The sequence below is a fragment of the Pseudoalteromonas aliena genome (assembly GCF_038155085.1).
In the GTDB taxonomy this organism is placed as follows: domain Bacteria; phylum Pseudomonadota; class Gammaproteobacteria; order Enterobacterales; family Alteromonadaceae; genus Pseudoalteromonas; species Pseudoalteromonas aliena_A.
In genome coordinates this window covers 283,837-296,671 of sequence record NZ_JBAKAU010000003.1, presented here as the reverse complement: position 1 = coordinate 296,671, position 12,835 = coordinate 283,837, and the positions used below count along the sequence as shown (strand labels likewise).

The following is a 12,835-nucleotide window of genomic DNA, read 5'->3' as shown; positions in this document are numbered from 1 at the left end:
CCGAACTTGAGTTGCCTTTCACACTGACAACATCTTCACACACAATATAAAGATTCTTGGTTTACACTACGTGGCATTGTAGGGAAATAAAAACAACTCAAATGCAGTCACCACCGAACTTGAGTTGCCTTTCACACTGACAACATCTTCACACACAATATAAAGATTCTTGGTTTACACTACGTGGCATTGTAGGGAAATAAAAACAACTCAAATGCAGTCACCACCGAACTTGAGTTGCCTTTCACACTGACAACATCTTCACACACAATATAAAGATTCTTTTAAGCGAGGCTAACTTATGCCTCAAGCTAATGACAAGAACCTTGCTCTTTGTCTATGGTTAAACTTTAGAGTGTTAGCTCCAATTTGACAAACGAGAAAAATAAACCTAATAGATGAAAAAAACTAAACTATATACTTTTGTCTAATACATTTAGATTGGATTACTTTGGTAGCTGTGATGCGAAGGCGTTTTACAGGCACAAAAAAAGCGCTATAAAGCGCTTTTTAATATTTAAAACCAACTTAAATAATTTGGTTTTCTTTCCAGGCTTGCTCTTTTGCTAAACGGTTTTTGCGTTTATCACATGGATCATCGCAATCACAGGCTTTATCAATACCAACCGAACCTAAACCACCACAGCTGCTTGCCATAGATTTTTTTTGCACGATCATACCAACGGCCATAGCAGAAACTATCAAAATTAGTAAACCAAAAGTAAGAAGAAAAAGTGACATTGCTTAGCCCCTATTGATCAGCAATAAATTATACTCAAATATTTTTGAGCGACTGCTATTATATACCCAAATAACACGGAAATAAACAAGTCAGCATTATACTATAAATAAGGCTTAAATGCTGGGCTTGAATAGGTAACTAAACCCTCTTTTGATTTACCTATTAAATAAACAGGTAAGTCATGTTGCTCAGCATACGCTTGTGCCTTATCCATGCCCATTACAGTCAGAGCTGTCGCTAGCCCATCAGCAGTCATTGCACTTGGGTGCAATACAGTAACCGATACTAAATCGTGCTTAATCGGCATACCTGTTAACGGATCAATTAAATGGGTATAAATCTCGCCATCCATTTTATAAAAAATACGGTAATCACCCGATGTAGCTATACCACTTGTACCTGGCGATAAAACACGGTGTACCTTACGCTCTCCAGGTTGTGCATCTGGTTGCTCAATCGCAATTTTCCAATCCTGATTATTTGGCTTTTCACCCGCTATACGCAGCTCGCCGCCAATCTCAACCATGTAATTAGTAATGTCGTGGCTTTCTAGTAACTGGGCAACTTTATCAATACCATAGCCTTTAGCCGTTGCCGAAAAAGAAAGCTCCAGTCCATTAACTGTCTTAGCCAATCCTTGCTCATTTAAGATAAGTTTATCAATGCCTATTTTTTCAACCATACTTGCAAGCTCTTCATCACTTGGGCGCTTAGTTGGTTTTTTATCAGGCCCAAAGCCCCATAAATCAATTAAAGGTCCCATCGTTACGTCGAGTGTTTTAGTCGATTCACCTAAGCGAATAGACTCGCTTATAACAGCCCTAAAATCTTCGCTAATTGGCATAATTTGATTTGCAGGTAATCTGTTAAATGTATTTATTTCTGAGTCTTCTATGTAAGTAGACATAGATTGATTCACATCTTTTAAAACAGCGTCTATTTGCAGCTGTAGTTGTGAAGCCGATAGCTGGGTTTGCTCATCATAATATTTAATATGATAAGTGGTACCCATAGTATTACCTTCTAAAAAGGTTTCTTTTAACTCTGGCTTTTCACCACACCCAGACAATAATAAAGTCAGTGTAATTAGTAAAAAGGCCATTATGCCCTGTGAAGTACTTACTCGATTCATAACAGCTCTACTTAATAGATTGATAAAATTAAAGAATAAAAAAGCCTCGTAACACGAGTGCTACGAGGCTGGTATTTTAACCAAAACTACATTGTTTTAGTATAGGTATTAACCACCGAAATCATCTAGTAAGATATTTTCGTCTTCAACACCTAAATCTTTAAGCATAGTAATAACTGCCGCATTCATCATTGGAGGACCACACATGTAGTACTCACAATCTTCAGGCGCTTCGTGATCTTTAAGATAGTTCTCAAATAACACGTTATGGATAAAGCCAGTATAGCCTTCCCAGTTATCTTCAGGCTGTGGATCTGAAAGTGCTGTATGCCATACGAAGTTTTCATTATCGGCAGCTAGGCCGTCAAAATCTTCTACGTAAAACATTTCACGTTTAGAACGTGCACCATACCAAAAGCTCATCTTACGTTTAGAGTTCAAACGTTTAAGTTGGTCAAAGATATGAGAACGCATTGGCGCCATACCAGCACCACCACCAACAAATACCATTTCTGCGTCAGTGTCTTTAGCAAAGAACTCACCAAATGGACCCGAAATAGTTACCTTGTCGCCTTCTTTAAGTGACCAAATGTACGAAGACATTTTACCACATGGCAAGCTAAGGTTTCTTGGAGGTGGAGCAGCAATACGCACGTTAAGCATAATGATGCCTTCTTCTTCTGGGTAGTTAGCCATTGAGTAAGCACGAATTGTTTCTTCATCTACTTTTGACTCCAGATCGAAGAAACCAAAATGGTTCCAGTCGCCACGATACTCTTCAGGAACATCGAAATCTGCATATTTAACATGGTGAGGTGGAGCTTCGATTTGAATGTAACCACCCGCACGAAACGGCACTGACTCGCCATCTGGAATTTGTAGCTTAAGTTCTTTGATGAACGTTGCTTTGTTATCATTAGAGATAACTTCACAATCCCATTTTTTAACACCGAAAATTGACTCTTCAAGCTCAATTTCCATGTCGTTTTTAACATTTACCTGACACGCCAAACGACAGCCTTCACGGGCTTCACCTTTAGAAATGTGATCAAGTTCAGTTGGTAAGATATCGCCGCCACCTTCTTTAATGTGAACACGACACTGACCACAAGAGCCACCGCCACCACATGCAGATGATACGAAAATACCTGACTCAGATAGCGCACCTAAAAGCTTGCTACCTGCTGATGTTTTAATGGCTTTGTCTGGGTCGCCATTAATGCTGATGATGATGTCACCGCTCGCAACTAACTGAGATTTAGCACCAATGATCACTAAAACTAGTAGTACAACGATAGCGATGAAAACACCAACGCCTAAGAAAATCTGATAATCCATGATTTATCCTCGCTACCTTTACAGTGAAATACCAGAGAATGACATAAAGCCAAGACCCATTAAACCAACAGTGATGAAGGTAATACCTAAACCACGTAGGCCATCTGGCACGTCTGAATATTTCATTTTCTCACGGATACCTGCAAGTAAAGTAATTGCAAGCGCCCAACCAACACCAGCGCCAATACCATAAACAACAGACTCGCCGAAGTTATAGTTGCGCTCAACCATGAATGATACCGCACCAAATATTGCACAGTTAACTGTGATAAGTGGTAAGAAGATACCTAATGCGTTGTATAGTGCAGGGAAAAACTTATCTAATGCCATTTCCAAAATTTGCACAAGTGCAGCAATAACACCGATGAAAGTTAAGAAACGTAAAAAGCTAAGGTCTGCATCTGGGTAACCTAACCAAGCTAGTGAGCCTGGTGCAAGTACCGCATGGTAAACCAAGTTGTTAACTGGTACTGAAATACCTAATACAACTATAACCGCTATACCTAGGCCGATTGATGTAGTTACTTTTTTAGATACTGCTAAAAAAGTACACATGCCTAAGAAGAATGACAACGCTAGGTTCTCAATAAAAACGGCTTTTACAAATAAACTAATATAATGTTCCACTGTTTGCCCCTTACGCTTTAGCTTCTACTTGGTCTTTCTTAAAGGTACGAAGTACCCAAATGAATAAACCAATAATGAAGAATGCACTCGGTGGTAAAATCAATAGACCCATAGGTTGATACCAACCGCCATCTTGTACTAATGGGATAATATCAACACCGAATAGTGAACCCTTACCAAATAGCTCACGAATAAAGCCAACAGTAAGAAGTACTACAGAGTAGCCTAAGCCATTACCAATACCGTCAAGGAATGACATAAGTGGTGGCGATTTCATCGCATATGCTTCAGCACGACCCATTACGATACAGTTAGTAATAATTAGACCAACGAATACAGAAAGCTCTTTTGCCGTTGCGTAAGAGAATGCTTGTAGTACTTGGTCAACAACGATTACCAATGATGCAATAATTGTCATTTGTACGATAATACGTACAGATGATGGGATCTGGTTACGAATAAGCGAGATAAAGAAGCTCGAAAACGCAGTTACTAATGTCAATGCGATTGACATGATTAACGCATTTTTTAAGCTAGACGTTACCGCTAGCGCAGAACAAATACCAAGTACTTGTAATGCGATTGGGTTGTTAGCTAAAACCGGGCCAAACAGGACCGCCTTCATTTCTTTAGAATCAGCCATTATTTCAATGCTCCTTTACGTACTTTTGCAAGGAAAGGGCCAAAGCCATTTTCACCAGTCCAAAAGTCAACTGCATTGTCAACACCGTTAGACGTTAATGTAGCACCTGAAAGACCATCGATCTTATGCTCATCACCGCCCGCAGTACCTTTAACAATTTGAATTGGCAGTTCTTTGCCTTCCCATGTTGCAGTCCACTGTGGGTTTTGAATTTCGCCACCAAGACCAGGGGTTTCATTATGCTTGTAAAAGATAATACCTTTAACAGTTTCACCATCGCTTTCAAGCGAGATAAAACCATACATTAAGCCCCATAAGCCGTAGCCTTGGATAGGAAGAATGATTGCATCAACTGAACCATCTTCTTTTTTAGAGATATACACCGGCGACTCTTTAGTCACACGTTGAATACCAGCAATGTCTGTTACGCCTTTCTCTTTAAGAGAAACGCTTAATTCAGCATCATATTTGCTTTTTTCAAAGTCGAAGATTGTTGGATCTGTATCTACAAACTCACCCGTAGTCATATTTACAACGCGTGCTTCGATTTTTGCGTCAAATGTTTCTAACACATTTTCAACTTTATCGATGCCCGCAGCAGCTAAGATATTGCTTTGAATATCTTTGTTTTTATTAGCTTGCTGTAAAGGACGAAGCTGTACAGAAGCAAACGATACAATAATTGCACACACTAAACACAGTGCAACAACAACCGTTAACGTTTTGCCGATTGATTCGTTATTACTAGACATTACGTGCCAACCTCCGTTTGATATTAGCTTGCACTACAAAGTGATCGAACAATGGAGCGAATAAGTTAGCAAATAAGATTGCTAGCATCATACCTTCAGGGAAAGCAGGATTCACAACACGTATCATAACCACCATAAAGCCAATTAATAGACCATATGCTAATTTACCTTTGTCTGTAAATGCAGCTGATACAGGGTCAGTAGCCATAAAGAACATACCAAACGCAAAGCCACCAAGTACAAAATGCCAATACCAAGGCATTGCAAATACAGGGTTAGTTTCTGAGCCAACAGCATTTAATAAAAACGCAGTTGCTACCATACCTAGGAATACACCTAGCACTATGCGCCAAGAAGCGATACGAACGTAAATTAAGAACAAACCACCTACTAATAATGCAAGTGTAGATGTTTCACCTACAGAACCTTGAATGAAACCATAAAACGCATTCCACCATAATTCCATGTTTGCAAAGTCAAGTGTGCCAGCAAATGCTTGGCCTAGCATAGTTGCACCAGAGAAAGAATCTACTGCTGTCCATACTGTGTCACCTGAGATTTGAGCTGGGTATGCGAAGAATAAAAACGCACGGCCCGCTAAAGCAGGGTTTAAGAAGTTACGGCCAGTACCGCCAAAGATTTCTTTAGCGATTACTACACCAAACGTAATACCTAACGCAACTTGCCATAAAGGAATAGTTGCTGGCAAAATGAGTGCAAATAATACAGAAGTAACGAAGAAACCTTCGTTAATTTCATGCTTACGCACTGAAGCGAATATAACTTCCCAGAAACCACCTACTGCAAATGTTACAGCGTAGATAGGTAAGAAGAAACATGCTCCATAGAACATCTTAGCGCCCCAGCCGGCATCAGCGGTTAATTCGCCACCGAATAACTGGAACAAACCAACTTGCCACGTGTTTGCTAGTTCAAAACCTTGTGCTAAAGCACCAGCGGCCTGATGACCGATATTGAACATACCAAAAAACATAGCTGGGAACGTCGCCATCCATACTAAAATCATCATACGTTTTAGGTCGATGTTATCGCGTACGTGTGTCGCGCCTTTATTTACGTAGCCTGGTGTATAAAAAATAGTTGCAGCTGCTTCATACAGTGCATAAAATTTTTCATATTTACCACCGGCTTCAAAATTCGGCTCGATATCTTCTAGATATTTTTTTAAACCCATCTCTCTAGCCTTCCTTCTCGATCGTAGTTAAGCAATCGCGTAGGATAGAACCATACTCGTATTTGCCTGGACAAACGAAGGTACATAACGCTAAGTCTTCTTCATCAAGTTCAAGCGCGCCCAATGAAATTGCGCTATCTAAATCGCGTGCAATTAAGTCACGTAATAATAGAGTAGGCAAAATATCTAACGGCATTACGCGCTCGTAGCTACCAATTGGTACCATGGCACGTTTTGAACCACCTGTTGACGTTGTCATTTTAAATAAACGACTCGGTGCAAGGTGAGAAAGGAATGTACGCGTTACTGAGAATTTATCACTGCCTGGTGCAATCCATCCAAATAGTTCTTTTTCGCGACCTTCAAGTAAAACAGATACTTGAACGTGGTAACGACCTAAGAATGCATGAACTCCATTTGAAATAGCACCAGATAAAACAGAACCAGAGATAACGCGGTTATCTCCGTCTTCTAATTCACCTGAAACTAAATCATCTAAAGAAGCACCTAGCAGTGTTGTTACTAAACGTGGATTTTTAACGCGAGGACCTGCAAGCGAAATAACACGATTTGTGTAAATTTCACCAGTAAGGAATAAGTGACCAAACGCTATAACGTCTTGGTAACCAATATGCCAAACTTGCTTGCTAACAGATACAGGGTCAAGATGATGAATATGAGTGCCAACTAGGCCCGCCGGATGCACACCACCAAACTCATGTACTTCTACTTGAGCTATAGATGAGCTAGGAACTTGGCTGCCTGCTTTTTTACACACAAATACTTTGCCATCGGTCAAACGCGAAACAACAGCAAGACCCGCTTCAAATGCTTGCGCATTTTCTGCAATAATTACTGCAGGATCTGCAGCTAATGGGTTTGTGTCGATTGCAGTCACAAAAATAGAACTAGGATTTGCATCCACAGCCGCTACTTTGCTAAATGGGCGAGCACGAAGTGCTGTCCACTGACCTGACTGAATAAGTACTTCTTTAGCTTTTTCACGCTCTAAGCTTGGAAGCTCGTCTGCTTTGAAAGAGTCAAAGGTGATTTGCTCACTGCCTGCTACTTCAATAACAACAGATTGCAGCACACGTTTAGCACCACGATTTATTTCTTTTACTGTGCCAGAAGCTGGTGCAGTAAATAAGACGCCAGGGTTCTTTTTATCTTCAAAAAGTACCTGGCCTTTTTTGACTTGGTCATCCACACGAACATGCATGGTTGGACGCATACCGATAAACTCTTCGCCAAGCACAGCTACACGTTTGACAGTAGAACCGTCATGTATAACTTGCTGAGGCGCGCCCTCTAAGGGTAAATCCAGACCTTTTTTTATGTTGATCATACGCACTTGCATTACATTAAAGGAAAGAAACTGAAAAATCGTATTACCACGTCGTATTTGAGTTATTTCAAGATTAAAGGAACAACCTGGAATAAATTATAAATAAGCAACGTAGTAAAAACTCATCATATATTGTCAAGATTTTAACATCATTTAGGACGACTATGCGAGTGTATTTATAAAAATTATACGACAGAAACACTAATTTAGTTTTGTTAAGCAATTTTTATTAAAAGCAAGTTAGACCAAAGTAGTAGCCTAAGCAAGTATTACTTGTCATTTCATTACCTAATAAACAAACTGCCTAAACAAAAAAAGCCGCGAATGCGACTTTTTATAATTACAAAGTATGATTAATCAACCATATTTGCGATTGGCTTAACTGAGTCTACGTCTTGATCGTAATCAACACCGTCAAAACCAAAGCCAAATAAGCGTAAAAACTCGTTATGGTAACCAACATAGTCAGTTAACTCATCAATTGAGCTTGTATCTACACTATCCCATACAGCTTGAACACGCGCTTGCACATCGTCCTCTAGCTCTTTGTAGTTTTGGAATAAGTGACCGCCCTCATCAAAGCGCGGCATTTCACCATAAAGGTTTTCATTAAATAAAGCATGAATTTGCTCAATAGTTCCTTCGTAAGTGCCATCAGCTTTCATTACTTTAAATAAAGCTGAGATGTATAAGGGCATAATAGGAATAGCAGAACTCGCTTGTGTTACTACCGCATTAAGTGATGAAACATACGCTTCACCATTTAGCGCTTTAGTAGAGGCTTTTATAGCGGCTGTAGCACGGTCTAAATCTTCTTTTGCTTTACCAATCGTAGCGTGCCCGTAAATTGGCCACGTTAACTCTTTACCAATATACGTATAAGCCGTCGTTTTAAAGTTATCAGCAAGTACATCGGCTTCTTTTAAAGCGTCAATCCACATTTCCCAATCTTCGCCACCCATTACTTTAATAGTGTTGTCGATATCATCTTGGCTTGCTGCTTCTACCGTTATTTCATCAATTTCACGCTTTGATGTATTTAGGTTTTTAGTGGTAACTGCATTACCAATTGGTTTGAGTGTAGAAGAGAACACTTCGCCAGTATTTGGATCTGTGCGACGAGGCGATGCAAGGCTGTAAATAATACAGTCTACTTTACCTAAATCAGCTTTAATCGTGTCGATTGCTTTTTGCTTAATTTCGTTAGAAAACGCATCGCCATTAATATTCTTTGACCAAAGGCCAGCTTCATCTGCAGCGTCTTGGAATGCTGCTGTATTGTACCAACCAGCAGAACCTGTTTTACGCTCTTTCCCTTCTTTTTCAAAGAAGATACCTAATGTTTTAGCACCACCACCAAACGCAGCAGTAATACGCGATGCCAAGCCGTAGCCTGTTGATGCGCCAATAACTAGTACATTTTTTGGGGCGCTTTTCAATGCGCCTTGTTGTTTTACATAGTTAATTTGTTCTTGAACATGCTCTGCACAACCAGCTGGATGTGCGTTAGTGCAGATAAATCCACGAATTTTTGGCTTAATGACCATTGATCATCCTATATCTTTTACTATAAAAATTAGCGCTAGTTTAAAGGCTAATACTAAAAACACTGATCTGATCAGTTAAATACCGACCAAAGACCCTATTTATTATAATTAACTTACATTTTTCTTAGTCAAGCTTTGAGCCGCCTAAGCAATTAGGAGAGTCAGGCGCTTCGCCGTCGTGCTCTGTAAATTCATTAGGTGTGTAGGTATGAATAGCGAGTGCATGTATGTGATTTGCTAGTTCATCTTTTAATATTTCATTAATTTGGCGATGGCGTTGTAACAAACGCTTACCTGCAAATTCTTCACTCACCACAATTACTTTAAAGTGTGATTCAGTGCCTTTGCTGTGCATGTGGCTTTCGTTTATTACATTTAAATGCTTACAGGCGATAGCATTGCTGATTTTTTCTTGAATTTGTTGCTGCATAGACATAAAAGACCGTTTGATTAGCTAATTTATCAACTCACTATAACAACTTAATTTAACTAACTAAATTGCTTTTGTTTAATGTGTTCAATAAATCGGTAAGTTAAACTAATTCGCGGATGTACAAGTGTTGTTTGCTTTGGTATCGCGTGTTGATAATCGCGCTGACTATGCCCGTTCATAATCAAACAACTGCCACTATGAAGCTTTAAATCGGTCACTTTATTAGTCGCTTTTTGTTTGAGCTTTAATACGCGCTCAGCACCTAGCGATATACAAACAATAGTAGGCTCTGGGCCAAGCTCTATCTCGTCATCGCTGTGCCAGCCCATTGTATCGTTGCCATCTCTATAATAATTAACAAGTAACGAGTTAAGCGGCTTATTTAAATGAAGCTCTAGGCGTTTTCGCATATTTAACAATATGTCATTCCACGGCTCGACTATTTGTTTACTATGCGAATAGCCGTATTCAATATTTAAATCGCTCATAAAACATTGCAACCGAGGGATAGGGCCTGTTTTACCGTAAACAGTGACATCGGGTTGCTGCCAGTGTAAATTTTTTTTAAGATAATAAAACAGATCGAGGCTTTTTTGCGCACTAAGTGCTCTACTTTGATAAGAAAAGCCATTTGGTAACTGTTGGGGGTTGGCGTTTTGCCGTTGCATGTTAGAATTTACCTACATTAGATTACTGATCAACAAACCATTATGACGACGCAAGCCCAGCTAGGCGATAAAACCTTTACTCTTGAACGCTTCCCTTTGGATCAAAAAAACCGCAGTTTACAAGCGTGGGATTCGGCGGATGAGTACCTTATCAATTATGTTAACGAACATCACCCTGAATGTCGCTCTTTGCTTATTTTGAACGATAGCTTTGGTGCGCTTGCTTGTTATTTTAATCAATTAACGGTTTGTTCAGTTAACGATTCTTATATTAGCCATCAAGCTGCAGCTTACAATTTAAAAGAAAACAAACTATCTACAGCAGAATTTACACAGCTCGATAGCTTGTCTGCTTTACCAGAAGATGTTGATTTAGTACTTATTAAAATTCCTCGTAATGTTGGATTTTTACAATTTCAACTTAGTGAGTTAAGCGAAGTACTTGCACCGGGTACACCTGTTATTGCTGCCGGTAAAACAAAAGAAATTCATAACTCAACAATAAAGGCCTTTGAGCAATATATTGGTGAAACGAAAACAAGTTTAGCGGTTAAAAAGTCACGTCTAATATTAAGCACGGCTAAAGGTGGTTATAAAGCCGCTGATTTCCCTGTAACGTGGGAACTTGAAGGCACAGAATTTAATATAACAAACCACGCCAATGTGTTTTCGCGTGATTCGCTAGATATTGGTGCTCGATTCTTTTTTAATTATTTGCCGCAAACCCCTAAAGCAAAAAGCATTATTGATTTAGGCTGTGGTAATGGTGTGGTTGGTTTAATGACACTATCTCGTTGCCCTAACGCATCGGTTACGTTTGTTGATGAGTCATACATGGCTGTGGAGTCTGCAAGGTTAAATGTAGAGCTTAACCAAGGTGATAAATTTGATAACTGCGAATTTATTGAAAATGACTGTTTAACAGGTTTTGAAAGAGACAGTGTGGATATGGTTTTATGTAACCCTCCATTTCATCAAGCTCAAGCAGTTACCGATCACATAGCATGGCAAATGTTTAAACAAGCAAAAGACACGCTAAAAGAAGGTGGTGAGCTGCGTATTATTGGTAATCGTCATTTAGATTATCATGACAAGTTAAACCGTATGTTTGGTAACTGTAAGTTATTAGGCTCAAACAAAAAGTTTGTCGTTTTAAGTGCAACTAAAAATAGTGGAATGCTATAAATGAAATTAACACACATTATAGTTACGTGCTGCGCACTACTTGTACTTGCCGGCTGCGCAAAGCAACCAGGCCAAGTAATACTTAATCCTGTTTATAAAAATGGCCAAATTAGCACTCTCAATAGTAGCTTAAGCACCAGTGTAATTGATTTACGTGGTGATACATCCACTCTTAAACTAATAGAGTCAGACAAAACTAAAACCTTTGCAAGCCAAGGTATAACTGACTCTGTTAAAAGTGTTTTAGATAGCGCCCTTAACCGAAACGGTGCAAGTATATCTAACTTAGCCACAGTGCGCTTTGAAGTCGACATTCACGCGCTGCAAGCCGTTGTAACTGAAAAATTAATGAGCCACACAAGCGAAGCGACTATTGAGCTTGGAGTACGTGTTATCCGCTCTACTAGCAATTTCAGTAAAGTATATCGAGGAAGTGCAAACCTTGAAGGTCCACTTAGTCATGAACGTGCAAAAATTGAAGGCCAGCTCAATAAGTTGACTGAACAAATTATTACCCGCATTGTATCTGACCCCGAATTAATAGAATTTTTAGAAGGTTAACTATGAAACGACTTTTTTTAATCTGCTTGAGCCTATTTGTTAGTGTAAGTAGCTATGCAGCCCAAGAAGGCCGCTTTGTGCAAAAAGATAACATTTTTCCGCGCGTTGAAATTGTTACGTCAATGGGCAGCATAGTGGTTGAACTTGATCGCTCGAGAGCGCCTATTACGGTGAATAACTTTTTAACGTACGTGTCAGATAAGAGTTACCAAGGCAGCATTTTTCATCGGGTTGAGCGCGATGTGGAAAACGATCGCGATTTTGTTATTCAAGGTGGCGGTTATGACAAAGACTACGATGGTCTTCACGAAAACGCCCCTATATTTAACGAAAGCGGTAACGGCATGAAAAACGATATGTATAGCATTGCCATGGCGTATCAAGACCGAGAACCTCACTCTGGCACTCGTCAGTTCTTTTTTAACATGGATAATAACGATCATTTAAACCCAGGCAAAGATTGGGGTTTTGCAGTTTTTGGTAATGTTATGGAAGGCTACGAAACACTTGATAAAATTATGGCTGTTGAAACTGATTTTAATGAAAAAATTGGCTACGATTTCGTGCCTAAAAAACCTGTTGTTATTTTAAATATTAAAGTACTTGAGCAAGTACCATTATAATTAATGAGGTGCAACTAAGTTGCACCCAACCGCCAATGAAG

At 39.4% G+C, this 12,835-nt stretch carries 14 protein-coding genes; 3 read left to right on the top strand and 11 right to left on the bottom strand.

The genetic code is table 11. From position 1 onward, the window contains the following. Nucleotides 1-528: 528 nt before the first annotated feature. The 11 genes from nqrM to V6260_RS05595 all read right to left on the bottom strand — a co-directional run bounded on the left by nqrM (nt 529) and on the right by V6260_RS05595 (nt 10,425). Complete coding sequence (gene nqrM / locus V6260_RS05645; protein ID WP_007376137.1) at nt 529-741, bottom strand: (Na+)-NQR maturation NqrM; 213 nt, start codon at nt 739-741, stop codon at nt 529-531. Nucleotides 742-842: 101 nt separating this feature from the next. Continuing rightward, nucleotides 843-1,874 (bottom strand): FAD:protein FMN transferase, encoded by a 1,032-nt coding sequence (locus tag V6260_RS05640; RefSeq protein ID WP_341593067.1) that lies wholly within the window; start codon nt 1,872-1,874, stop codon nt 843-845. Nucleotides 1,875-1,982: 108 nt separating this feature from the next. Next, the gene (gene nqrF, locus V6260_RS05635; RefSeq protein ID WP_341593066.1) at nt 1,983-3,212 is read right to left on the bottom strand and encodes an NADH:ubiquinone reductase (Na(+)-transporting) subunit F; all 1,230 of its coding nucleotides are present in this window, start codon (nt 3,210-3,212) and stop codon (nt 1,983-1,985) included. An 18-nt stretch (nt 3,213-3,230) separates the two neighbouring features. After that, nucleotides 3,231-3,839 carry an NADH:ubiquinone reductase (Na(+)-transporting) subunit E gene (gene nqrE / locus V6260_RS05630; RefSeq protein WP_058547267.1) on the bottom strand — a complete coding sequence of 203 codons (609 nt, stop codon included), beginning with the start codon at nt 3,837-3,839 and terminating at the stop codon, nt 3,231-3,233. Nucleotides 3,840-3,849: 10 nt separating this feature from the next. Further along, on the bottom strand, nt 3,850-4,482 hold the full coding sequence (locus tag V6260_RS05625; protein ID WP_211001516.1) for an NADH:ubiquinone reductase (Na(+)-transporting) subunit D: 633 nt from the start codon (nt 4,480-4,482) through the stop codon (nt 3,850-3,852). Beyond that, nucleotides 4,482-5,234, bottom strand: coding sequence for a Na(+)-translocating NADH-quinone reductase subunit C (locus tag V6260_RS05620; RefSeq protein WP_058547265.1), 753 nt, complete (start codon nt 5,232-5,234; stop codon nt 4,482-4,484). The genes V6260_RS05625 and V6260_RS05620 overlap by 1 nt, the downstream gene beginning before the upstream one ends. After that, a complete protein-coding gene (locus V6260_RS05615; protein WP_002958899.1) occupies nt 5,227-6,429 on the bottom strand; it encodes an NADH:ubiquinone reductase (Na(+)-transporting) subunit B in 1,203 nt (400 codons plus the stop codon). The genes V6260_RS05620 and V6260_RS05615 overlap by 8 nt, the downstream gene beginning before the upstream one ends. Before the next feature lie 4 nt (nt 6,430-6,433). Then, complete coding sequence (locus tag V6260_RS05610) at nt 6,434-7,777, bottom strand: Na(+)-translocating NADH-quinone reductase subunit A (RefSeq protein WP_341593065.1); 1,344 nt, start codon at nt 7,775-7,777, stop codon at nt 6,434-6,436. A gap of 353 nt (nt 7,778-8,130) precedes the next feature. Continuing rightward, nucleotides 8,131-9,324 (bottom strand): enoyl-ACP reductase FabV, encoded by a 1,194-nt coding sequence (gene fabV, locus V6260_RS05605; protein WP_341593064.1) that lies wholly within the window; start codon nt 9,322-9,324, stop codon nt 8,131-8,133. Between the two features lie 124 nt (nt 9,325-9,448). Continuing rightward, complete coding sequence (locus tag V6260_RS05600) at nt 9,449-9,760, bottom strand: BolA family protein (protein ID WP_341593063.1); 312 nt, start codon at nt 9,758-9,760, stop codon at nt 9,449-9,451. 53 nt (nt 9,761-9,813) lie between these two features. After that, a complete protein-coding gene (locus V6260_RS05595; protein WP_341593062.1) occupies nt 9,814-10,425 on the bottom strand; it encodes an alpha-ketoglutarate-dependent dioxygenase AlkB family protein in 612 nt (203 codons plus the stop codon). A gap of 42 nt (nt 10,426-10,467) precedes the next feature. On the opposite strand from V6260_RS05595, the gene V6260_RS05590 reads away from it, so the two are divergent. The 3 genes from V6260_RS05590 to V6260_RS05580 are packed head-to-tail and all read left to right on the top strand — an operon-like array spanning nt 10,468 to nt 12,794. Beyond that, nucleotides 10,468-11,610, top strand: a complete 1,143-nt coding sequence (locus V6260_RS05590) for a methyltransferase (RefSeq protein WP_211001511.1) — start codon at nt 10,468-10,470, stop codon at nt 11,608-11,610. Then, nucleotides 11,611-12,171, top strand: a complete 561-nt coding sequence (locus tag V6260_RS05585; protein ID WP_341593061.1) for a YajG family lipoprotein — start codon at nt 11,611-11,613, stop codon at nt 12,169-12,171. It begins immediately after the preceding gene. A gap of 2 nt (nt 12,172-12,173) precedes the next feature. Next, the gene (locus V6260_RS05580) at nt 12,174-12,794 is read left to right on the top strand and encodes a peptidylprolyl isomerase (protein WP_341593060.1); all 621 of its coding nucleotides are present in this window, start codon (nt 12,174-12,176) and stop codon (nt 12,792-12,794) included. The last annotated feature ends 41 nt before the right edge of the window (nt 12,795-12,835 follow it).

Coding starts and splice junctions, on each gene's coding strand:
- nqrM (WP_007376137.1), bottom strand. CDS start 741: ATGTCACTTTTTCTTCTTACTTTTGGTTTACTAATTTTGATAGTTTCT.
- V6260_RS05640 (WP_341593067.1), bottom strand. CDS start 1,874: ATGAATCGAGTAAGTACTTCACAGGGCATAATGGCCTTTTTACTAATT.
- nqrF (WP_341593066.1), bottom strand. CDS start 3,212: ATGGATTATCAGATTTTCTTAGGCGTTGGTGTTTTCATCGCTATCGTT.
- V6260_RS05625 (WP_211001516.1), bottom strand. CDS start 4,482: ATGGCTGATTCTAAAGAAATGAAGGCGGTCCTGTTTGGCCCGGTTTTA.
- V6260_RS05620 (WP_058547265.1), bottom strand. CDS start 5,234: ATGTCTAGTAATAACGAATCAATCGGCAAAACGTTAACGGTTGTTGTT.
- V6260_RS05615 (WP_002958899.1), bottom strand. CDS start 6,429: ATGGGTTTAAAAAAATATCTAGAAGATATCGAGCCGAATTTTGAAGCC.
- V6260_RS05610 (WP_341593065.1), bottom strand. CDS start 7,777: ATGATCAACATAAAAAAAGGTCTGGATTTACCCTTAGAGGGCGCGCCT.
- fabV (WP_341593064.1), bottom strand. CDS start 9,324: ATGGTCATTAAGCCAAAAATTCGTGGATTTATCTGCACTAACGCACAT.
- V6260_RS05600 (WP_341593063.1), bottom strand. CDS start 9,760: ATGTCTATGCAGCAACAAATTCAAGAAAAAATCAGCAATGCTATCGCC.
- V6260_RS05595 (WP_341593062.1), bottom strand. CDS start 10,425: ATGCAACGGCAAAACGCCAACCCCCAACAGTTACCAAATGGCTTTTCT.
- V6260_RS05590 (WP_211001511.1), top strand. CDS start 10,468: ATGACGACGCAAGCCCAGCTAGGCGATAAAACCTTTACTCTTGAACGC.
- V6260_RS05585 (WP_341593061.1), top strand. CDS start 11,611: ATGAAATTAACACACATTATAGTTACGTGCTGCGCACTACTTGTACTT.
- V6260_RS05580 (WP_341593060.1), top strand. CDS start 12,174: ATGAAACGACTTTTTTTAATCTGCTTGAGCCTATTTGTTAGTGTAAGT.